17 protein-coding genes are annotated in these 21,505 nt (G+C 56.8%); 9 read left to right on the forward strand and 8 right to left on the reverse strand.

Annotated features, from left to right (window positions below; all coding sequences use genetic code 11):
- Positions 1-4 precede the first annotated feature (4 nt).
- From ABVF61_RS11785 to ABVF61_RS11810, 6 genes are all read left to right on the forward strand, one after another.
- Entirely contained in the window at positions 5-706 is a 702-nt protein-coding gene (locus ABVF61_RS11785; protein ID WP_353993753.1) for a hypothetical protein, read from the forward strand.
- 2 nt (positions 707-708) lie between these two features.
- The gene (locus tag ABVF61_RS11790; RefSeq protein ID WP_353993754.1) at positions 709-1,452 is read left to right on the forward strand and encodes a hypothetical protein; all 744 of its coding nucleotides are present in this window, start codon (positions 709-711) and stop codon (positions 1,450-1,452) included.
- Positions 1,449-3,296, forward strand: coding sequence for a V-type ATP synthase subunit A (locus ABVF61_RS11795; protein ID WP_353993755.1), 1,848 nt, complete (start codon positions 1,449-1,451; stop codon positions 3,294-3,296). The genes ABVF61_RS11790 and ABVF61_RS11795 overlap by 4 nt, the downstream gene beginning before the upstream one ends.
- Before the next feature lie 381 nt (positions 3,297-3,677).
- A complete protein-coding gene (locus ABVF61_RS11800; RefSeq protein ID WP_353993756.1) occupies positions 3,678-4,667 on the forward strand; it encodes an ABC transporter substrate-binding protein in 990 nt (329 codons plus the stop codon).
- A gap of 119 nt (positions 4,668-4,786) precedes the next feature.
- Positions 4,787-6,085: an SDR family oxidoreductase gene (locus ABVF61_RS11805; protein WP_353993757.1), complete on the forward strand. Its 1,299-nt coding sequence runs from the start codon at positions 4,787-4,789 to the stop codon at positions 6,083-6,085.
- Positions 6,085-6,564 carry a DUF2269 family protein gene (locus ABVF61_RS11810; protein WP_353993758.1) on the forward strand — a complete coding sequence of 160 codons (480 nt, stop codon included), beginning with the start codon at positions 6,085-6,087 and terminating at the stop codon, positions 6,562-6,564. Before ABVF61_RS11805 ends, ABVF61_RS11810 begins: the two co-directional genes overlap by 1 nt.
- A gap of 143 nt (positions 6,565-6,707) precedes the next feature.
- On the opposite strand, the gene ABVF61_RS11815 is transcribed toward ABVF61_RS11810, so the two are convergent.
- The 5 genes from ABVF61_RS11815 to ABVF61_RS11835 all read right to left on the reverse strand — a co-directional run bounded on the left by ABVF61_RS11815 (position 6,708) and on the right by ABVF61_RS11835 (position 13,082).
- Entirely contained in the window at positions 6,708-8,219 is a 1,512-nt protein-coding gene (locus tag ABVF61_RS11815) for a BCCT family transporter (RefSeq protein WP_353993759.1), read from the reverse strand.
- Positions 8,220-8,343: 124 nt separating this feature from the next.
- A complete protein-coding gene (gene preA, locus ABVF61_RS11820) occupies positions 8,344-9,657 on the reverse strand; it encodes an NAD-dependent dihydropyrimidine dehydrogenase subunit PreA (RefSeq protein WP_353993760.1) in 1,314 nt (437 codons plus the stop codon).
- A gap of 37 nt (positions 9,658-9,694) precedes the next feature.
- On the reverse strand, positions 9,695-11,044 hold the full coding sequence (locus ABVF61_RS11825; RefSeq protein ID WP_353993761.1) for an NAD(P)-dependent oxidoreductase: 1,350 nt from the start codon (positions 11,042-11,044) through the stop codon (positions 9,695-9,697).
- A 279-nt stretch (positions 11,045-11,323) separates the two neighbouring features.
- On the reverse strand, positions 11,324-11,578 hold the full coding sequence (locus ABVF61_RS11830; protein ID WP_353993762.1) for a hypothetical protein: 255 nt from the start codon (positions 11,576-11,578) through the stop codon (positions 11,324-11,326).
- A 910-nt stretch (positions 11,579-12,488) separates the two neighbouring features.
- Positions 12,489-13,082 (reverse strand): VPLPA-CTERM sorting domain-containing protein, encoded by a 594-nt coding sequence (locus tag ABVF61_RS11835; RefSeq protein ID WP_353993763.1) that lies wholly within the window; start codon positions 13,080-13,082, stop codon positions 12,489-12,491.
- A 109-nt stretch (positions 13,083-13,191) separates the two neighbouring features.
- On the opposite strand from ABVF61_RS11835, the gene ABVF61_RS11840 reads away from it, so the two are divergent.
- Positions 13,192-13,938, forward strand: a complete 747-nt coding sequence (locus tag ABVF61_RS11840) for a helix-turn-helix transcriptional regulator (protein ID WP_353993764.1) — start codon at positions 13,192-13,194, stop codon at positions 13,936-13,938.
- Positions 13,939-14,430: 492 nt separating this feature from the next.
- Here ABVF61_RS11840 and ABVF61_RS11845 read toward each other — a convergent pair whose 3' ends face one another.
- Genes ABVF61_RS11845 through ABVF61_RS11855 form a run of 3 tightly spaced genes read right to left on the reverse strand, consistent with a single transcriptional unit; the run spans position 14,431 to position 18,778 of the window.
- Positions 14,431-16,092: a CRTAC1 family protein gene (locus ABVF61_RS11845; RefSeq protein WP_353993765.1), complete on the reverse strand. Its 1,662-nt coding sequence runs from the start codon at positions 16,090-16,092 to the stop codon at positions 14,431-14,433.
- Positions 16,089-17,516, reverse strand: a complete 1,428-nt coding sequence (locus tag ABVF61_RS11850; RefSeq protein ID WP_353993766.1) for a di-heme oxidoredictase family protein — start codon at positions 17,514-17,516, stop codon at positions 16,089-16,091. Before ABVF61_RS11850 ends, ABVF61_RS11845 begins: the two co-directional genes overlap by 4 nt.
- The gene (locus ABVF61_RS11855) at positions 17,513-18,778 is read right to left on the reverse strand and encodes an ROK family protein (protein ID WP_353993767.1); all 1,266 of its coding nucleotides are present in this window, start codon (positions 18,776-18,778) and stop codon (positions 17,513-17,515) included. The genes ABVF61_RS11850 and ABVF61_RS11855 overlap by 4 nt, the downstream gene beginning before the upstream one ends.
- 267 nt (positions 18,779-19,045) lie before the next feature.
- On the opposite strand from ABVF61_RS11855, the gene xylF reads away from it, so the two are divergent.
- Together xylF and ABVF61_RS11865 are read left to right on the forward strand one after the other, a co-directional pair.
- Entirely contained in the window at positions 19,046-20,077 is a 1,032-nt protein-coding gene (gene xylF, locus ABVF61_RS11860; RefSeq protein ID WP_353993768.1) for a D-xylose ABC transporter substrate-binding protein, read from the forward strand.
- 125 nt (positions 20,078-20,202) lie between these two features.
- A complete protein-coding gene (locus ABVF61_RS11865; protein ID WP_353993769.1) occupies positions 20,203-21,498 on the forward strand; it encodes a sugar ABC transporter permease in 1,296 nt (431 codons plus the stop codon).
- Positions 21,499-21,505 lie beyond the last annotated feature (7 nt).

The raw sequence follows: 21,505 nt of genomic DNA on the forward strand, positions 1-21,505 counted from the left end.
GGACATGTCCAGGGACAAAGAGGTGACCGATCTTGAAAATGCCGCCGGTGCGGGCGTCCAGGCATTGATCGAACGTTTGAAATCGGAGGGCGTGTCGGCCGGTCAAAACGAGGGTGACGAAATCCTTGCGAAGGCCAAGGCAAAGGCCGAGGACATCGTAAATGAAGCCCAGAAGAAAGCGGATGCCATGCTCAATGAGGCACGGGCAGAAGCGGCAAAGGAAAAGGCGGCCACCGAAGACGGATTGAAGGTGGCCGCTCGGGACCTGGTTCTCAGCCTCAGAAATGAACTCGGCGACCGGATCCAGCAGGAAGCAGGCCGGCTTGTGGGCACGACGCTCGACGACCAGCAATATCTGCAAAAGCTCATTCTGGCGATGGCGGCCAACGCCAAGGACAACGCATCTGTCAGCGACACGGAGCCGATGGAAATCATCCTGCCCGAAAAGGTCGTAACCTTCGAGGAACTGAAGCAGTCGCCTGAGGCGGTTGAGCCGGGCACACTGACCCACTTCGTCATCGCGCTCGCGGGCGAGGCACTGCGTGAGGGTGTGACCTTCTCCACCGCTCCCGGTTTTGACGGCATCAAGGTCAAGCTCACCGACAGGAATGTCTCCATCGATCTCACCGAAGAAGCAATCGCAAGCTTGCTGAAGCGTCATCTTCAGCCACGTTTGCGTGCGGTGATGGAAGGGGTTCTCCGGTAACCATGTCCGCACCGCACCAATATATCGCACTGGTGACCAGCCTTCCGTATCTGGGTGAATTGTTCACCCGCAAGGAGGTTCCAATTTCCGAATTCCGGTTAAGGCAACGCTTGTCGATGCTGGAAACGGACCACAGAAAGCTCCTGCGCGAACTGGTGGAAATCACTGCATGGGCCGGTGTAGCCAAATATGATCAGGATCTGGAGGTTATCCGTCGCGCGAAACAGGTCATGGACGACTTGAAGGACTACCCGGATCTGCAGCACCTGGTTGGAACGCGCATGGAGACCAGAACACTGATCGCAGCCCTGCGCAGGCGGCGGGACGGTCAGGAAGCCGCCGGAGACATTGCGCTATGGGGCTATGGCCGTTGGTGCGCGCAAATCAAGGCGAATTGGAGCGATCCGGCCTTTGGGCTCGGGCATTTCATGCCATGGATCGCGGAAGCATATCGCCTGATGCAGTCTGGCGACCATATTGCCATGGAGCGGCTGTCGCTCACGCAGGTGTTCCGTCAGCTCGATCACTATGGCGCCCTTCACGAATTCGATTTCGAGGCGGTCGCCATCTATGTCTTGCGCTGGGTCATTGTCGAGCGCTGGTCGCGCTACAACGAAACCGATGCGCGTAACCGTCTCGAAACTCTGGTGACGGCAGCGCTTGAAGGTTCGTCTGCAGAAAAGGCTCGGACCAACGCAGACCTTCTCTCAACCACTTCACCACCGCTCGAGGGAATCTCTTCATGACAAGCCATGTTCAGCTTCCGGAACCGACTGCCGAGATCATTGCAGTCCAGGACGATCTGGTCACGCTTGCGCCGCTGGAAAACGCGCCTCTCATCAAGAACGAAGTGGTCTATATCATTCCACACGGACCCGAGCGCGAGGGCAAGCCGAGGGAATATCTGAAGGCCGAGGTCCTGCGCGTGCGCGGCAAGTCGGCCGAGGCGCAGGTGTTTGAAAGCACTGCCGGCGTGCGCGTGGGCGACAAGGTTATCCAGAGCGGTGAAATGCTGTCTGTTGCTCTTGGGCCCGGCCTGCTCAGCACCGTATTCGACGGCCTTCAGAACCCGCTCGCCGAAATTGCCGCTGAGCACGGGTTCTTTCTGCCCCGGGGTGTCTTGACCAATGTCCTGGATGAAACCCGCAAATGGGCGTTCGAGCCGAAGGTCAAGGCAGGGGATCCCGTCAAGGCGGGAGACACGCTCGGCACGGTGCCGGAAGGGCGTTTCGAACACAAGGTGATGGCGCCGTTCTCCATGACGGGAAGCTGGTCCGTCGAAAGGGTTCGGGAAGGCACCTTCACCATCAGCGAAGTCGTGATCACGCTGAAGAACGATCGCGGCGAAACCCGCGATCTGACGATGGTTCAGCATTGGCCCGTAAGGCGCGCCCTTCCCGAAGGTCTCGTCAAGGCAGGTCAAAGCGAGCGGCTTTACCCCAGCGAACCCCTGATCACCACGCTGCGCCTGATCGATACGTTCTTTCCCATTGCCCGGGGGGGCATGGGCTGTATCCCTGGACCGTTCGGTGCCGGAAAGACGGTCCTGCAATCCCTGATCTCGCGCTTTTCCGCAGTGAACATCGTGATTGTCGTTGCATGTGGCGAGCGGGCCGGTGAGGTGGTCGAAACGATCACGGAGTTCCCGCACCAGCCGGACCCTTCCGGAGATGGCACGCTGATGGACCGGACGGTGATCATCTGCAATACCTCCTCAATGCCGGTCGCTGCGCGCGAGGCTTCGATCTACACGGGCATCACGCTTGGCGAATACTACCGTCAGATGGGTTATGACGTTCTGCTGATCGCCGACAGTACGTCCCGTTGGGCGCAGGCAATGCGTGAAACCTCAGGCCGTCTTGAGGAAATTCCGGGCGAAGAGGCATTCCCCGCTTATCTCGATTCGGCCATCAAAGGCGTCTACGAGCGCGCCGGTGTCCTGCGGACGGCTGGTGGCGAGACCGGCAGCCTTACCATGATTGGCACGGTGTCTCCGGCCGGCGGCAATTTCGAAGAGCCGGTAACGCAGTCCACGCTCGGGACCGTCAAGACGTTCCTCGGGCTTTCTTCCGAGCGGGCCTACAAGCGGTTTTATCCTGCGGTCGATCCCTTGTTGTCCTGGTCGCGCTACCACAGTCAGCTTGGCGACTGGTATCAGAACAACATCGGCCCCGACTGGGTGCCGCGGGTCGAGGAGATGATCGAACTTCTCCGAAAGGGTGACGAGATCACCCGCATGATGCAGGTGACGGGCGAAGAAGGGGTCTCGACAGAGGATTTCGTCCTTCAGCAGAAGGCGCTCTTTCTCGATATGGTTTACCTGCAGCAGGATGCGTTCGATGATGTTGACGTGTCCGCGCCCCTGGCACGCCAGCAGGAAACATTCGATCTGGTCTACAGGATTGCCAGGACCGACTTTGCTTTTGAGGACAAGGACGCCGTGCGCAAGTTCTTCACGGAACAGACTTCGCTCTTCAAAAACCTCAACTACTCGGCTGACGGCAGTAATGAGCGCAAGGATCTGCTCGACAGGATCGTCGCGCTTTTGCATGCCGCGCCTGGCGTTTTGGACGCCACGGCGAAAACCTGACGGAACGGTTATGGCCAGCAGGATGCCGGATATGACAGCGAAGCAATCCTTGTTCCGGTCTGCTGTTTGACCGTTTTTCATGCGTGCTTGAGGACTGGCAATCACAGCGCGCATCGTTTCATACGTGTAAAATTGCCCGAAATCGGGGCTTGATGAAAAAATAACCTTGACCGGTGAGGCAGCACCTTTCTAGATTTTCTTGACCATTTGGTCAGTCTCGGATGTTCAGAAGGCAAAATGCCCGTTCATTCACGCGCTGACCGGATTGCAGCACATGATCGGTGTGGGTGGGACCGCCCGGTGTATTGCTGCGGAAAGGTTTGAAACTCCAGAGAAGGACTCAGCCGATGGGCAGGGTCCATAACCAATAGGGGAATGGCAATGAAGACAATAAAAAGTCTCGCGCTTGTATCTGCACTTGGCATGGGTTTGGTGTCCGGCGCCGCTCAGGCAGCAGATGAACTGACATTGCAATTGAAGTGGGTCACCCAGGGCCAGTTTGCCGGCTACTATGTGGCCAAGGACAAAGGATTTTATGAAGAGGAAGACCTCGACGTTACCATCAAGCCCGGTGGTCCGGACATTGCGCCACCCCAGGTGATCGCCGGTGGCGGCGCCGATGTGATCATCGACTGGATGCCGTCTGCGTTGGCTTCCCGTGAAAAGGGTGTGCCGCTTGTCAACATCGCGCAGCCGTTCAAGAAGTCGGGCATGATGCTGACCTGTCGCAAAGACACCGGCATTACCTCTCCAGACGACTTCAAGGGCAAGACGCTCGGCGTATGGTTCTTCGGAAATGAATATCCGTTCCTGTCCTGGATGAGCCAGCTCGGAATTCCGACAGAAGGCGGTGATGCGGGCGTGACTGTTCTCAAGCAGGGCTTCAACGTGGATCCGATCCTGCAGAAACAGGCGGACTGCATCTCCACGATGACCTACAACGAATACTGGCAGGTCATTGACGCCGGCATTCCGGAGGAAGAGCTGGTGGTTTTCAAGTATGAAGACCAGGGTGTTGCGACACTTGAAGACGGTCTCTACGTGCTGGAAGAAAGCCTGGAAGATCCGGCGATGGTCGACAAGCTGGCGCGGTTCGTGCGTGCATCCATGAAGGGTTGGGCTTATGCAGCGGAAAACCCTGAAGAAGCAGCGGAAATCGTTCTGGAAAACGATGCCACCGGCGCTCAGACCGAAAAACATCAGGTTCGCATGGTTGGCGAGATCGTCAAGCTGGTAGACGGCTCTGACGGCAAACTCGACATGGCCGCTTACGACCGCACCGTGAAATCCTTACTGGCCGGTGGTTCCGATCCGGTCATCACCAAGGAGCCTGAAGGCGCGACATCAACGGCCGTGACCGACAAGATGTGATGGATCCTTGCACGTTTATGTAGTTGAAAAGGCCGCCTCTTGAGGCGGCCTTTTTACGTTTCATTGAAGAGGTGAAGCAGCTAAAACACAACCGGGCGTCATCCAGCAAGGCAGAGCGCATGAAAAAGAAAGCCGTTGTTCTCGGAGCCTATGGCTTTATCGGGGCTGCCTGTGTCAGGGCGCTGAAGCAAAAGGGCTTTTCAGTCACAGGTGTCGGGCGCTCTTCAGCGCTTGCGAGAGCCGAATTCCCCGATATCGAATGGTCGATCCGTGATATCGCCCAAACATCGGCAAGCGACTGGAAACAGCTTCTGACAGACGCCGACGTCGTCGTGAACGCGTCCGGCGCGCTTCAGGATGGTGCGCGCGACAATCTGAAAGCCATCCACGAAACGGCTGTGAGCCGTGTTTGCGAGGCGCTTTCCGGCACAAACACAAAATTCATTCAGATTTCTGCAGCCGGTGTATCGGAAGATGCGCCGACCGACTTTTTTCGTACCAAGGCAAAGGGTGATGCGATCATCATGTCGTCCGCTGTTGAGTGGATCGTGTTGCGTCCGGTGCTTGTTCTTGGGGCGCAGGCCTATGGCGGTACGGCGCTGTTGCGAGCGGCGGCCGCTTTTCCCGCCGTTCAGGGCATGATCATGCCGAAGGCGAAGGTTCAGACAATCCATGTCGGCGATCTTGCAGACGCCGTTGCGGAAGCGGCGGAAGGCCGGATGGGGACCCGTTTTGTTGCGGACCTGACGGAAACAGGATCTCAGACGTTTTCCGAGTTGACCGAAAAGCTGCGCGCCTGGCTGGGATTTCCTGCCTGGCGGTTCCGGGTCAAAGTGCCTGCGTGGTCACTTAAGCTGCTGGGACGCTCAGCCGATGCGCTCGGGTGGCTGGGCTGGCGTTCACCGCTCAGAACGAATGCCCTGCGATCGCTTGAAGCCGGGATCTCCGGTGACCCGGACACCTGGCAGAAACTGGGTGGCGCGCCGCTGAAATCGCTGCGCGAGACACTGGACGAGATGCCTGCGACAGCGCAGGAGCGCATGTTTTCGCGTTTGTATCTAGCACTCCCCCTGGCGATCGGCTGTCTGTCGCTGTTTTGGCTGTTGTCCGGCATGTTCGGACTGGTGTCTTTCAGCAAGGCGACGGCGGTTCTTACTGACCAGGGGGTCTCGGCATCGCTCGCGGCCGGAGCGGTGGTATCCGGCTCTATTTTCGATCTCGTCCTTGGACTTGCCGTCTTGTTCCGACGATGGACACGCTTGGCATGCCTCGGCATGATTGCCCTTTCCGCGGTCTATCTGACTGCAGGATCAGTCCTGACGCCGCACCTCTGGCTCGATCCGCTTGGTGTTTTTGTGAAAGTCCTTCCGGGAATGGCACTCGCCCTTCTTGTCGCACTTGTCCTGGAGGAACGGTGATGTGGTACGATCTGCTCCGCTTTGCCCATGTGACCGGCGCCTGTGTGCTACTGGGGACCGGCGCTGGTATTGCGTTTTTCATGGTCATGTCCAACCGGTCTCAGGACCCGGTTCTGATTGCCCATGTTGCCGGAATTGTCGTTGTGGCAGATACCATTTTCACGGCTACGGCGGCTATTTTTCAGCCCGTTACGGGGTATCTTCTGACACGCGAGATCGGCTGGCCGCTCCTGGAAGGCTGGGTTCTGGTGTCCCTGTGTCTTTATGTTTTCGTCGGTGTTTTCTGGCTTCCGGTTGTCTGGATCCAGATCAGGATGCGCCGGCTGGCGCAAGACGCTGCCGCCGATGGTGCGCCGTTGCCGGACGAATATCACAGGCTCTATCGGATATGGTTCGCGTGCGGGTTTCCGGCTTTTTTTGCGGTCCTTGCGATCATCTGGCTGATGCTCACAAGGCCTGATCTGACGGTTGGGATTTGAACCGGCTGACTTGTGGCGTTTCGGGCAAACCGTCAAACAAAGCTTTTCACGAAATGCTCTAGGCTGGGGGCTTTCGCATCAGGATCCAGATCATCGCTCCGATGAAAGCGAAGGTGCTAAGGTTCAGGAAAGTGTCTACTGGATCACCGATCAGCATGATTGACCTCGCTTGTTCCGTCTTGAAGGAGCGCTTTTACCAGGCACGTCATCAGGAGAACGGTGATGAAAACGAATGGTAGGGCTCCGAGTGCGATCAGCGTTTTGACGGCGTTCATGGAGCCCGACAGGATCATGGCCGCGCCCAGGACACCGAGCAGACCTCCCCAGATGACCCGCACTTTCGCACTCGGGTCGGGATTGCCGCCTGTTGAGAACATGCCGAGCACGAAGGCGGCGCTGACGACGCTGGTGACAATGAAAAGAAACGCGGCAGCGATCGTTGCAAGCGTCGTCAGTGTGGCAAGTGGCAAGCGGTCCAGAAGCGCGAAGGTCATGCGCTCGACATTGGTCTGTGTCATCGCAAGGAGTTCGCCCTGGCCATCGAGCGTTTCGTAAAGACCGACGCCGCCAAAGGCACCGAACCAGATGGTCGAGAAAAGGGTCGGACCGATCAAGACTCCCAGAACGAACTCACGGATCGTCCTGCCTTTGGAAATGCGCGCGACAAAAACGCCGACAAACGGTCCCCAGGCGATCCACCAGACCATGTAGGTAAGCGTCCAGTCCTGAAACCACTTGCTGGTGTCGTCACCGTAGAACGTGAAAGTCTGCAGCCCGCGCGGGAGAACTTCCGCCACATAGTTTCCGATCCCGCCGATGATGGAATTCAAGAGGAACTCGGAAGGCCCGAGAATGACCGTATAGGCGACAAGCGCGATGGCAAGTGCCATGGCGATATTGGAAAGGCGGGCCATCCCGCTGCCCAGATCAACAAGAAGAGGCGGAATATAGGCCGCAATCATGAGCAAGAAAACGGCAGCGATAAGCCAGGACGGCGTAACGTCACCACCGAAAAGAACGGTAACACCATCTGCGACCTGAAAGACGCCCATCGCGACCGAGCCGCCGACCCCGATTGCGATGGCCGCAATTGCCATGAAATCCGAAAACCAGCCAACCGCGCTTGCCCACCTTTCACCTGGAAAGAGGTTCTTCACTGGCGCGCTGACAAGCATTGGAGTTCCGCGCCTGAAGCTGAAATAAGCGATTGTGAGCGCTGTCGTGCCATAGATGGCCCAGGCGTGAATGCCCCAGTTGAAATTTGAGGCAAGCAGAGCCTGCTCAGCTGCAAGCGGCGTCGGCAGAAAGTCCTTTGCGAAATAAAAATGCGTGAGCGGCTCGGCGACCGCCCAGAACAGAAGACCGACACCCATGCCGGCGGCGAAGAGCATCGCGATCCACGTGGGTGTTGAATATTCCGGCCTGTCGGTGTCTGCGCCCAGGCGGATATCACCATATTTCGTGACGGTCAGCCCGAGACAGAAGAGCAGCATGAGCGTCACGGACAACATGACGAACCAGCCGCGGCTGAAGAAATACTGGTCGACGATTTCCTTTGCGATCGCTTGAAGGCTTGCCGGGTCGATGACGCCCCAGAAACCGATAACGGCGCACAGGCCGATCGAGGTTGCTAACAGAAGCCTGGAATCTTGCATTCGGCCCACCTGAATTTAACTTCAGGGCAGGCTAGAGGGCCACGTGGCCAACATCAATGCGGATAAACGAAAAAGCGCAGGCAAGTTCGGGACTTGCCTGCGATTCGCTGATTGTTGTCCGGAGTTATTCCGCCGCATCCTTGACGGCCATCGGATTGTTCGGATGCGTCGTCCAGTTGGCGTAGTCCTTTTCAACGACCTTCCTGGTACGCGGGTCGATGCTGCCGGCTGCCATGGGCTCCATCGTGATGCAGTTTTCGACCGGACAGACATTGACGCAGAGGTTACAGCCGACGCATTCCTCGTCGATCACCTCGAAGCGGCGTTCGCCGTTCACCATGTTCGTAATGGCCTGGTGGGAAGTGTCTTCGCAGGCAATGTGGCAGCGGCCGCACTTGATGCAAAGATCCTGATCGATCTTGGCCTTCGCGATGTAGTTCAGGTTGAGATACTGCCAGTCGGAAACGTTCGGAACGGCGCTGCCGACAAACTGGTCGACCGAAGTGTAGCCCTTCTGGTCCATCCAGTCGCTCAAGCCGTCGATCATGTCCTCGACCACCTTGAAGCCGTAGGTCATCGCAGCCGTACAGACCTGGACCGATCCGGCCCCAAGCGCCATGAACTCAGCTGCGTCGCGCCAGCTGGTGATGCCGCCGATCCCGGAGATCGGCATTCCATGCGTTGCAGGATCGCGCGCGATCTCCGCAACCATGTTGAGCGCGATGGGTTTGACCGCCGGTCCGCAATAGCCGCCATGCGCACCCTTGCCGTCAACCGAAGGCGACGGGGACATTTCGTCGAGATCGACACCCATGATGGAGTTGATGGTGTTGATCAGAGATACTGCATCCGCGCCGCCGTCCTTTGCGGCCTGTGCCGGTTTGCGAATGTCGGTGATGTTCGGGGTGAGTTTCACGATGCAGGGCATGCGCGAATGCTGTTTCACCCAGCGGGTGACCATCTCGATATATTCGGGTACCTGGCCCACGGCCGAGCCCATGCCACGTTCACTCATGCCGTGCGGGCAGCCGAAATTAAGCTCGACACCATCCGCTCCGGTGTCCTCAACGCGTTTCAGGATGTTGATCCAGTTTGCCTCCTCACACGGAACCATCAGCGAGACAACAAGCGCGCGGTCAGGCCAGTCGCGCTTGACCTGCTTGATCTCCTGAAGGTTCACCTCAAGCGGACGATCCGTGATCAACTCAATGTTGTTGAGGCCGATAAGCTGACGGTCCTTGCCGTGAATTGCGCCGTAGCGCGGACCGTTGACATTGACGACGGCCGGATCTTCGCCAAGGGTTTTCCAAACCACGCCGCCCCAGCCCGCCTTGAAGGCGCGAACGACATTGTATTCCTTGTCGGTTGGCGGCGCCGACGCCAGCCAGAACGGATTGGTTGATTTGATGCCGATAAAATTTGTACGCAGGTCAGCCATGATGACTCTCCCCTAGATCCGAAACGCCGGACGCCGCTCAGGCGCTCAGGGCGGCGTTGATGCTTTCTGCTGCGATTTTGCCGTCTTCCACCGCGGTGACGGTCAGGTCTTCGCCGCCCAGGACGCAGTCGCCTCCTGCCCAGACGTCGTCGAGACTGGTCTTGCGGTCCGCGTCAACGACGATCCGCCCCTTTTCAAGGGCGATGGTGGCGTCAAGATCATCGCGCACCAGTGTCTGTCCAACAGCCTTGAACACCATGTCGGCGGGCAGCGACAGAAACTCGCCGGTTCCGTTCAGCGTACCATCTGCCGATGAAACTGTCCGTTCCAGCTCGATGGAACTGATATGCCCGTTCTCGGTGACCAGCGCATGAGGTTGGGCATTCGTCAGGATTTTGACACCGCTCGTCTGCGCAAGTTCCTGTTCGAACTTCGAGGCATTCATGCGTTCCTGCTCACGACGGTAGACGATTGTGACGTCATCGGCACCAAGCAGTTTTTTCTGAACAGCAATGTCGACAGCGGTCATGCCGCCTCCGATCACGACGATGTTGCGCCCGACAGGCAGTCGTGAAAGGTCGTCCGCCTGGCGAATGTCGGAAATATAGTCGACCGCGTTGAGGACGCCGTTGTGGCTTTCGTTTTCCTTGTTGAGCGCGTTCACGCCGCCAAGGCCGATGCTGAGGAAAACGGCGTCAAACGTCGCGCGCAGCTCGGCAAGATCGAGATTGTCTCCAAGACGCATACCGGTCTTGAGTTCGATGCCGCCGATCGACAGGACGAAATCGACTTCCCGCTGTGCGAAATTGTCGACGGATTTGTAGGAGGCAATACCGAATTCATTCAGTCCGCCGGCCTTGTCGCGGGCGTCGAAGAGCGTGACTTCATGGCCATGAACGGCCAGCCTGTGGGCACAGGAAAGGCCTGCCGGACCGGCTCCGACCACGGCAATCTTTTTGCCGCTGGCCGCGGCCCTTTCAAAGGGCGTCGCGTCGTGCCCGCTCATGTAGTGGTCGGTGGCGTAGCGCTGGAGCTGGCCGATTTTGACCGGCTTGCCTTCCGCGACTTCCCTTACGCAAACCTGCTCGCACAAGGTTTCGGTCGGGCAGACGCGTGCGCACATGCCGCCCAGAATATTCTGCTCGAAGATCGTCTTTGCCGATCCGTCGGGGTTTCCGGTCGATATCTGGCGAATGAATTGAGGAATGTCGATGCTTGTCGGACAGGCCTGCATGCACGGTGCGTCATAGCAGAAATAGCAGCGGTCTGCCTCGACCTGTGCTTCGTGCTGTTCCAGCAGGGGATGCAGGTCACTGAAGTTCTCAGTATAGGCATCCTCAGGCAGGCGTCCGGTGGCAATGTCCGGGCCGGCTTTGGTCTGGGTCATGGAGATCTCCGGAAGGTTGGCGATCATGTCTCTGGGTGGCCTCCTTCATTTTTTTGAGGAAGCTCATGAGCCTATTGGGCAAAAATTTGAACAGTTAGTCAAATATTTTTAGAACGATTAAAAAGTTGAGACAAAAATTCAGCAAATAAAATGCTGCAAACACAATTATTTAGGTGAAAAAAGTGGCGTGATTAAAATTTCGCCATTCATCATTCTCCGCTCCCCGATGAACTTAATCGGAGCGCGTCAAAGGTTCGGAAGCAAATTTGGCGGGTCGGTCTAGGAAGCGCTGGGCGATAAACGGAACACCGGTTTTGCGCCAAGGCGATGCAGGGCCTTGCTATACCGCGCATAGGCAAAACTCAGGGAAAACAGAACGAGGCTCACGGGCCAAAACACGGAAATCACAAACACGCGCGCGAGCCGCGAAGGCGTGCTCATGTAGTCTTCCAGAAGCTCCGCGGACGAAAGGATCAGGAAAACAAGCGTCATGGCACCATAAAATATGGCACCGATCATAAACCCAACAATCATGTTACTGCCCACCTTCGGCTTAACGGAATTCGCGAGACTGGCACTTGCCCATCAACCAGCATGCGAATTTCCGCCGACCAAATACACCTCTACACTATAGGGCGTGAAATGTGACGCAAACGCCGCAGGAAAGAGTTTTTAGGCATCTAATTAGGAGTTGTTCACAGAAAAGCGGACCGTGTTGCAGGGCAGGTCGCAGGCCTTGCGCGCGATTCCCAACGCAACGCCCAGCTCCAGCCTCTTGAATCAAGACTCGCTCGACCTCATCAATGAATGACCGCGCCGACAGACCGCCGTTTCATACCAACCGAGAGGGAATCCAAATTTCTGGAACCCCGGAAAATGTAATGAAGCAGCTGGCCTGAAAGTCGCTATGGGCGCGCTTTTGCAAAGCCGACAAAGATTATCCCCGTCAAAACCTGTCATGGAAAGACAGCCGTCTTCGCCTTTTGATGATGATATGTCGCTCAAAAAGTAATTTCTAGAAATAACAATAAACGCACCGGCAAGATGAAAGCGACATGCGGATCGCAGAGCCGCTTGCAATGCCGGATTCGGCGGAGCAGAATCGCCATGCTCAACGACAGCAGCAACGCATTTTAAACGACAGCGACATCGTAAGATGATCTCTGCCGGCGCTTGCCTGTTGTCTCATTGTAGAGAGTAGCAAGCATGGCTTTTAAGTCTTTCAGCATTATGGATCTGATCACGACCGAGGAAGCGTTCAAGTAGTATCAGGACAAGCTGCGCAAGGACCGCCCAGACGATCCACAGCTATCCATGACTTTTGAGGAATGGCGCTCTAAAGCTTGCGGTGTAGGCGACATTATCGAAGCTGCAATCAGCCAGAAACATTAAGATTTATTAGGGGTGGCCCGAAATGTATATTGTTGGACTGCCCCTAACAAATTCAACTCTTTTTACGTCGCCGAATTAAAGCCATTCCGCCGATAGCGGCAGCAAGAAAGGGGAAAGATGCAGGAAGGGGCACAGCTGTTATAGAATCATTTGTAGTGAACTGTAGTTTAGAGAGTGTCAGTTGAGATGTATCTCCATTTGTATCTATTCTAAGTCCCGATGAAATTGTTCCAAGTGCGGTCAAACTAAATGTTGTGAGATTATCAAAACTTCCAAAATAAAAAGTGATACTTTGACTATCACCAATATCTGTAAAGGTAACATCTGTATTTCCGAATGCACCTTGTGAGAGAGAAACTGTGGCAAATACATCATCAACTGGCGTTGAATTACCATCAAACGTCAGATTAAAATCACCTATGAAACCATTGCCATTTTCGACACCTGTAGATGTTGTTAGAAACACACCAAGTGTAGCGTTAATATCAACCTTGGTTCCGTTAGAAGCTGTTTCTGAGAAGGATTGCCCAAGGTTAATGCCCGGTGTTTTTCCGGAGAGATCCAAGATTTCCGTGATTGGAATAGCTTTTGCTGACAGTGCAGAGATCAAAAGTAATGTGGCTGCAAACGTCAAAACTCTAATCATGTTGGTTCACCAGCTGCTGAAATAATTAATAATTTATTATTGTCAAAACGTCTCATACGTAAGCTTACACTTGTGTCAGGGTCCGTCCGAATTGGGGTGTGAAGAATAATTGAGCGATCTGGAAAAAGCCGTTCTTGAGATTCAAGCCGCTGACAGCAATGAAAGCGCGTTTTCGGCCTTCAATGGGGCAATACAGCGGTATGGGTATAACAATGCCTGCTACACGTTGATGACCGACCATATGTCAATTGATCAGCCTGCTTTTCATGGACACGCGACAAGCTACCCGGAAGATTGGTTGAAATTCTACAATGAGCAAAATTATCAGGTGATTGACGCGGTTTGGCATCGCCTTTTGCAAAGTCCGACACCTTTTTTCTGGAACGCACATGTTGATCACGTGGTGCGCGATCCGGAAGCCCTGGGATTGGCAAAGAAGGTGATGAACGAAGCTGAGGAAGCAGGGGTCGCAGACGGTATCGGCGTATCCTTTGTAAATCTGCACGGTGAAATCGCGGGGCTTGGAATTTCGCGGCCTGAAAATGACGGTGTTTTAGACCCAAATGTTTTGTCTGATATTTTCTTTCTCTCAGCGATATTTCATGAAAGGTATCAGGGTTTTTTCAAGAACAAGCCATTACCGCATCTGACGTCGCGTGAAAAAGACGTTCTTTGCTGGGCGGCAGAAGGTAAAACCGATCAGGAAATCGGGCTAATTCTAAACGTGTCCAAGGGAACGATTAGGTTCCACTGGAACAACATTTACAAGAAGCTGGATGTCAATTCGAAGCTCATGGCAACGCTTGTTGCAATCAGGCTTCGGCTCATCAATCCTTATTCTCTAACACGATATTAAAGAGATCATTTGATTGTTTACCATGCAGAGTTGCTGTGCTGTGGGCAAGTACTGACATATTGAGAGGTATTTCCTCTGAATATTTCCGAAGTGGTAAAAAAATATGGGACTGCTGCGCAGACTAGCTGTCAGTTACTGGGAAGTGTATGCAGAATAATGCTTCGAAATCACAACACGCAGCCAGCCCGTGTTCCTGATTCAGTCCGGAATACTCTAGCCCGTCCCGGGGGCGTGTTGGGTTGCACTCCAAAAAACCAAGGACTCTCCAAATGAACGAGGGATCCGAAGGGCTCAGGTCAAAAGGTCTGGCGCATCTTCAAAAACGCTATGATTGACGCCGAATTTCCCGATGCGCCACACCGCAGCCCTGAAGGGGGTTGGGATCAACGCTACGGTCAATGACATTTCACTGCATATGCTACAAAAGTGGGTGGAGCATGCTCAGCTTGAGACGGCGGCCATTTAACCAAACACAGGAATTTCGTTTCCGGCCTATTCAGGATACCAGAGACGCGCTTTTTCTTCCCCGCGCTCGATGATGACGTGGCTGTTGGCAAAGACCCGGTAGGCATGGCTCCAGTCGCCATCCGGCCACTTGATTCGAACATTCGCCCGTTCGGCAACGCCGAGACCGAAATGTGCGAAGGTCAGCTGGCCGGAGGCATGGCCCGCGCCGATCTGGATGTCCTTAACAATGGTATGGTTTCCGGTTTTCACGCTGATTTTGGCGCCGATCGCTCTTGAGTTGGCGCTGCCGGGTTGACGGATGTCGAGAGCGAGCCAGTTGCCAAGCGGCTTAGGTGTTGTGGCGGTTCCTTGTCCGACATTGCGAAACAAACTGACAGGAGCGGCGCGGTTGACGACCACGAGATCGAGCAGCCCGTCTGAATTAAAGTCCGCAAGCCCGGCTCCACGGCCCCGCCGGTCAAGCCCGATGCCGGCATGGTCACCGGCTTCCCGAAAGCCTCCGTTCCACTGTCCGATCAGCAGGTTGTCCGGATCGAAGGCAGCGAAGTCGGGCATGGCTTCAACGTTGCCCTTGGCTATATAGAGGTCCCAGAGCCCGTCATTGTTGACGTCCTGAAACTCCGAGTGCCATCCGGTGGAGGGCTTCAGGTCATCTCCGGAATAGGGACGGTGTGCGGTCACGCCGAGATCGAAGGCAATATCCTGATAGACCGGAACGGTCTCGTCGGATTCCACATCAAGTTTCTGCAGCTTGGTATCGCCCATGCTCGTCAGCGCATATTCGGGAAAGCCGTCCACGTCGAGATCAACGGAGGCAATGCCCATGCCCCAGATTTTGAGATGCTGCCAGCCGTCTGTCTTGCGGTAGGGACGCGGTGGCCGGTTCGGTGGAACCGCCAAGAGTTGCTCCTGTCCACCCCTGTAGTAGTGGCGATCGTTGGAAATCCGCAACGACGGCTCACCGGAACGGTTCCAGTCCGTGAATAGAATTGAAAGGGCGCAGTATCCGGGAGAAAGACGGATGGGCTCGGGATAGGAAACCGTGCCACCTTCAGATTTCTCCGGCCGGAACAGGGAATTGTCGTGACAGGTTCCCCAGGGTGCTCCCGGCTGCGACCGGTCGACGTAGTTCCCAAAAGCAAGCGTCGGATAGTCGCTGCCCTGCTCGTATGTGGCTGAGAATGCCGTTGTCCACGCGCGTCCGCCGTCAAACGCCAGCGCACGGTTTGCGACTTCGAACGTGCAATCTCCCTTGCCCTTCAGGAGCAGGTTCTCGCCAAGGCGCAACAGGACAAGATCGAGAATGTCATCATTGTCGAAATCGATCGGATAGGCGCCCAGCACCTTCTCCGATTGCTTCTGCGCAAGTCCGCTCTCGACACCTGAAAAAGCCAGTTCACCACCGGTCGGGCTAACATTCCTGAACAGCTGTGACGGGTTTTTGCCACCAGCCAGGAAGAGATCCGGGCGCCGATCGCCGTCGCAATCGAAAATCGCGACACCGCCGCCGACAAAATACTCCCAGGCACCGTCATAGACATGCGCGAGCCCCGCAGCCTGCGCTTCTTCGACAAAACCTGGAACCGGCGCCAGGGACATTTCCCGTTCCGATGCCGCTGCGGGCAGTACGGACGCGGCAAGAGTGCCAGCCAGCAAGGCGCTCACGGACGTAATGACGCACGTCATTGGGCAATCTCCAGGCTGCGCAAGAATGCGATAACGGATTGCCGTTCTTCTTCCGAGAGGTTCGAATAGGCCTTTCGGCTCTCCGTTGCCGCACCGCCATGCGCAAGGATCGCCTCGTTCAATGTCGTCAGATCTCCGCGATGACCATAAGGCGCCGTGCTGCCGATCCCCCAGAGCTCGGCGGTAATGAAGACATCCCTGGCAACAAATCTCTGAGCCAGGAGTTCATTGCCATAGGTCTCATTTTGCGTATCTGCGATTTTGTGGCGTTTGAGGTCGCCGTAAAGCGGCACCAGCACGCGGCCCTGCGCGTCTTTCGGCAGGGCCTGCACCCATTCCAGCGTTGCAAGATCGAGCGCAAGCGGTGTGTCCAGATCGCTCTGGCGCAGGGTTCCGGCCGTATCGAACGGGCCAGGATCGTGAAAGACGAGCGAGTCCAGCGGCAGGGACGGAATATGACACGAGCTGCATCCGATCGTCTCGAAGACCTGTTCGCCCTTGGTGCGCGCAGCCTCCCAAACGTCAGGCAGATCCTGCATGCGTGTCGGCGCCGGCAGTGTCGCCTGCCAGGCGACCAGCGCGGAAATCTGGCCCGTCGACATCTCGTCAGCGATGCCGTCGGCGTCGAAATCGCTGGTTCCGGTCCAAGCCGGGCCGAATCGTTCGCTCGGCTGAATTCCGTGGTGGGCATTCATTGCGTTGACCGTGAACTGGCGGAGAGAGGCAAAGACACCCTTCTGGCTGAAGGGGCGGATGGTCAGATCATCGTCAACGCCTTCCAGACCCGAAACATCGAGTGTGCCGTCCGGGTAGGCCGTCAGGCTCCCGAATGTCACGCCCTTGGTTTCAAGCTCAATCTTCTCGGGTTGTCCGCTGGTGCGCGCCTTTTTCAGAAGTGCTTGCCTTGCGGTGCGCAAATCGGCCGTCATCTCGCGGGCGAGCAGCTCGATCAAGCCTGCCCCCTGGAGCGCATTGGTATTGCGCTCGTTGGAAAACTGCGGGTCTATCGTGTCGAAATCGGCGCTTTCAAACCCTTCGGACACAAACACATTTGCGGTAAAGGAACCGGCGCCCCCGACAACGGGTTCATTGTGGCAGGACGCGCAGGCGTTTGCATCCGGTCCGGCCAGGCGCTGGAACGCAAGATGCGACTTCCGGCGAACTTTTGTCGGGACAATGGCTCCTGTTGCATCAGGCCGGCCCGCGCCGTCGAGGCTTGTAAACTTGGCGGAAAACAGCTGCTCACCGAGCGGCTGGAGAACGGGAATTGGATCCTGCCCGGATGCAGCAAGTGCTTCGAGGTCGATATCCTCCTGGATCGCTCGCTCGCTCCAGGGCGGCAGATCCGGGTCAGCAGCCAGAGGCGCGGGAAACGTCAGGCAGGAGCAGGTCATCAGGATGCCCAGTCGCAAATATTTGGTCACGCAGATAACTCCTCGCTGTCCGCACGCCCGATCCGGCGGCTGCGTTGTGAGGCGGATCCAAGAAAGTCCTTGTCGAGGCGCTCCATGGATTGTGCGATCAACCCACTGCGGATGAAATCCTCGTTCCAGGGCATCACGTCCAGGGAAAAGTTGTTCCGAAGATCCGCTACAAGCGCCTCTTCCAGGCCTTCCCACATGCTTTTCTCCATGAAGGAAAACGCGCGCACGGCTGCGCCCGTAAGGACGATCCGTTTCGGGTCGATCATTGCGATTACACGCGCAAGACCATAGCCCAGAACCCGACCGGCTTCCCGGAATGCGTTGAGTGCGTCTGCGTCGCCGGATCCGGCACGTTCTAGCAGGCGTGCAAGGCCGCTCACGCCCGCCTTGATGGTGACGGGATCCGTATCCTCCGGCAAATGGCTTGCGGCTCTGACGAGTGCGTAGTCGGAAAGATAAGCTTCCAGGCAACCCCGTTTGCCACACCGGCAGAGCGCTCCCCCTGGAATATGATTCGCATGACCGAATTCTGCAGCCGTTCCGCTGGCACCCGAAAAGAGCTGATTGTTCAGATAAAGGCCCATCCCGACGCCGTAATCGAGCATGATCACGGCGAAGGTTCCGCTGTACCGGCTGGGGTCGGACCAGTGCAGGGCTTCGGTGATCATGTTGGTGTCGTTGGAAATGTAACATTCTGCTGCAAAAGCGTCCTGGAGCGGTGCCACAATCGGGATCTTGCGTCCGGAAAAGGCCGGGCTCCAGGCCACCTGACCGGTTTCAGTTTCGACAACACCCTGAGCGGCAACGCCGATCTCGCACACGTGTGACGGGTCCACGCCCGCCTCATCCAGAAAGGCCCGGACTGCACCGGTCAAAGTGTCGGGAAAGCTGTCGGCATCGGCCTCCGCGCTGTCGAATTTCGTTCGCCTGTCGCGCACGACTTCGCCCGCGAAATTGACAAGCGAGAGGTCGATATTGTTCACCGACAGCCGCGCGCAAATGATGTAGACGGCGCCCGGTGCGAGCTTCAGGAGCGTGCGTGGACGCCCCCGTGCCTGGTGCGTTTTCGGTTCCTCGCTCTCCAAGCTCAGGATCAGTCCCTGATCCAGCAAATCGGAGGTGATGGCCGTCACCGTCGCCGGACTGAGCCGCGTGATCTGGCCAAGATCGATCCGCGCCATGGGACCGCTCCTGCGCAACGCCTGGAGGACGATACTTCTGTTTTGCCGCCGGATCTGATCCCGGTCCGCCTTGCGTTTCATGCTCGCTCAGCTCTTCCCAAGGTGTTTCCTCTGTCCCGGGTTTCTCCCGGTTTTTCTCTGTTCCGATGACAATTTATAGTCTCCGTGAACAGAGTTTTGCAAAACCATGTTGACAGGAGCGGCGCTTTCCTGCAACTTTTTTTCGGGCACCAAAAAAAATAACAACAAGGCTGTCCTTTATGCGGCACCGCAACAAGGTGCCGGCAAACATAACGCATTTTCGGCGAGGCTGACTTTGTAGCCGCGCCAACTGGAGGAAACATCGCAATGCGTAAAATCACCACTTTGCTGGCGGGCGCTCTGCTGTCCGCAACCGCTATTACAGCTGCCAGTGCAGAAGACATTGTTGTTGGCGTCAGCTGGTCGAACTTCCAGGAAGAGCGCTGGAAGACAGACGAAGCTGCCATCAAGGGTGCTCTGGACGCTGCCGGCGCAAAATATATTTCCGCTGATGCGCAAAGCTCTTCCGCAAAGCAGCTTTCCGACGTTGAGGCGCTGATTGCGCAGGGCGCAACCGCGCTGATCATCCTGGCGCAGGACGCACAGGCAATCGGCCCGGCTGTCCAGGCCGCTGCTGACGAAGGCATCCCGGTTGTCGGATATGACCGCCTGATTGACGACCCGCGTGCGTTTTACCTGACATTCGACAACGTCGAAGTCGGCCGCATGCAGGCCGCAGCTGTTCTGGCTGCTCAGCCGAAGGGCAACTATGTCATGATCAAAGGCTCTCCGACCGACCCGAACGCGGATTTCCTCCGCGGTGGTCAGCAGGAAGTCATTCAGGGTGCGCTTGACTCCGGCGACATCAAGATCGTCGGTGAAGCCTACACCGACGGCTGGCTGCCTGCGAACGCACAGCGCAACATGGAACAGATCCTGACCGCTAACGACAACAAGGTCGACGCTGTTGTGGCATCCAATGACGGCACTGCAGGCGGTGTTGTCGCTGCGCTTACCGCGCAGGGCATGGACGGCATTCCGGTCTCCGGTCAGGATGGCGATCATGCTGCCTTGAACCGCGTCGCCAAGGGCACTCAGACCGTTTCGGTCTGGAAAGATGCGCGTGAACTCGGCAAGGCTGCCGGCGAAATCGCCGTCGCGCTTGCTGGTGGTTCCGAGATGTCGGATGTCGATGGCGCTGCAAGCTGGACGTCGCCGGGTGGCACGGAGCTGACGGCCAAGTTCCTGGCACCGCTTCCGATCACGCAGGACAACCTGAGCGCGGTGGTCGATGCCGGCTGGATCTCCAAGGACGATCTTTGCCAGGGTGTTTCCGGCGGTCCGGCTCCCTGTAACTAATCGGCTTGCCGAAAACGCGGCCCCGGTCTTAAGATCGGGGCCGTAATAATACGGGTGCAGCAAAAGCACCACGGGCAGACCACCCGACGCATTTGCGTAATGGTCTCCAAGCAGGAGTTAGCTCGATGTCCGACACCGCTCTGCCCGGCTCAGACCGCCCGGCGGCTCGAAACTTTCTTGCCGCGTTGCAGCTCGACACGCGTCTCTTGGGTATGATCGGGGCATTCATTGTCCTGTGCCTCGTGTTCAACGTATTTACCGATGGACGGTTTCTGACGCCGCGCAACATCTTCAATCTCACGATCCAGACCGTTTCAGTGGCCATTATGGCAACGGGCATGGTGTTCGTGATCGTGACCCGCCACATTGACTTGTCGGTCGGCTCCCTGCTGGCGACGGTTGCCGCTGTCATGGCGGTTGTTCAAACGGACATTCTTGCGCATCCGGACTTTCTGGGCCTCGGTCATCCTGCAATCTGGGTCCTGGCATTGATTGCGGGTGTTATCGTCGGTGTCCTGATCGGTGCTTTCCAGGGCTGGATGATCGGCTACCTTGGCATACCGGCATTCATTGTTACCCTCGGTGGGTTGCTTGTCTGGAGGAACGTGGCCTGGTTCATCACATCCGGCCAGACCATCGGACCGCTGAACGAGACATTCACAATGCTTGGCGGCATCGGCGGCACCATGGGCGAAAGCGCTTCATGGATATTCGGTCTGCTTGCCGTTGGCCTTGTGCTTTGGCTTCAGGTTGCCTCACGCCGCAGACGCGCGTCTCACGGTTTTCCGGTGAAGCCAGTCTGGGCCGAGCTGACTCTGGGTGCCATAACGACGTTCGCCATCCTCGGTTTCGTTGCCATCCTGAACGCGTATCATATCCCGACCGCTCGCCTGAAACGGATGTTTGAAGCAGCCGGTGAAACCATGCCGGAAGGTTTGCAGGTCGGGTACGGTATTCCCTATTCGGTCGTGCTCCTCATACTCGTCGCCGTCGCCATGACGGTGACTGCGCGGCGCACGCGTCTCGGCCGTTACATTTTCGCAACCGGCGGCAATCCGGATGCGGCTGAACTTTCAGGCATCAACACCCGTTTTCTTACGGTGAAAATCTTCGCGATCATGGGTGGATTATGCGCTCTTGCAGCGGCGGTCGCCTCGGCGCGCCTCGGGTTTTCAACCAACGATATCGGGACACTTGATGAATTGCGGGTTATCGCGGCGGCCGTGATCGGCGGGACTGCTCTTTCCGGCGGCGTCGGTACGATCTATGGCGCAATTCTTGGCGCGTTGATCATGCAGTCGCTCCAGTCAGGCATGGCTATGGTCGGTGTGGATGCACCGCTTCAGAACATCGTTGTCGGCGTCGTGCTGGTTCTGGCTGTCCTGGTCGACATCATCTATCGCAAGCGTACGGGAGAGTAAGAGATGT

The sequence above is a fragment of the Roseibium sp. HPY-6 genome (assembly GCF_040530035.1).
Lineage (GTDB): Bacteria > Pseudomonadota > Alphaproteobacteria > Rhizobiales > Stappiaceae > Roseibium.

Coding starts and splice junctions, on each gene's coding strand:
- ABVF61_RS11815 (WP_353993759.1), bottom strand. CDS start 8,219: ATGCAAGATTCCAGGCTTCTGTTAGCAACCTCGATCGGCCTGTGCGCC.
- preA (WP_353993760.1), bottom strand. CDS start 9,657: ATGGCTGACCTGCGTACAAATTTTATCGGCATCAAATCAACCAATCCG.
- ABVF61_RS11865 (WP_353993769.1), top strand. CDS start 20,203: ATGTCCGACACCGCTCTGCCCGGCTCAGACCGCCCGGCGGCTCGAAAC.
- ABVF61_RS11805 (WP_353993757.1), top strand. CDS start 4,787: ATGAAAAAGAAAGCCGTTGTTCTCGGAGCCTATGGCTTTATCGGGGCT.
- xylF (WP_353993768.1), top strand. CDS start 19,046: ATGCGTAAAATCACCACTTTGCTGGCGGGCGCTCTGCTGTCCGCAACC.
- ABVF61_RS11790 (WP_353993754.1), top strand. CDS start 709: ATGTCCGCACCGCACCAATATATCGCACTGGTGACCAGCCTTCCGTAT.
- ABVF61_RS11835 (WP_353993763.1), bottom strand. CDS start 13,082: ATGATTAGAGTTTTGACGTTTGCAGCCACATTACTTTTGATCTCTGCA.
- ABVF61_RS11795 (WP_353993755.1), top strand. CDS start 1,449: ATGACAAGCCATGTTCAGCTTCCGGAACCGACTGCCGAGATCATTGCA.
- ABVF61_RS11785 (WP_353993753.1), top strand. CDS start 5: ATGTCCAGGGACAAAGAGGTGACCGATCTTGAAAATGCCGCCGGTGCG.
- ABVF61_RS11810 (WP_353993758.1), top strand. CDS start 6,085: ATGTGGTACGATCTGCTCCGCTTTGCCCATGTGACCGGCGCCTGTGTG.
- ABVF61_RS11830 (WP_353993762.1), bottom strand. CDS start 11,578: ATGATTGTTGGGTTTATGATCGGTGCCATATTTTATGGTGCCATGACG.
- ABVF61_RS11800 (WP_353993756.1), top strand. CDS start 3,678: ATGAAGACAATAAAAAGTCTCGCGCTTGTATCTGCACTTGGCATGGGT.
- ABVF61_RS11845 (WP_353993765.1), bottom strand. CDS start 16,092: ATGACGTGCGTCATTACGTCCGTGAGCGCCTTGCTGGCTGGCACTCTT.
- ABVF61_RS11855 (WP_353993767.1), bottom strand. CDS start 18,778: ATGAAACGCAAGGCGGACCGGGATCAGATCCGGCGGCAAAACAGAAGT.
- ABVF61_RS11825 (WP_353993761.1), bottom strand. CDS start 11,044: ATGACCCAGACCAAAGCCGGCCCGGACATTGCCACCGGACGCCTGCCT.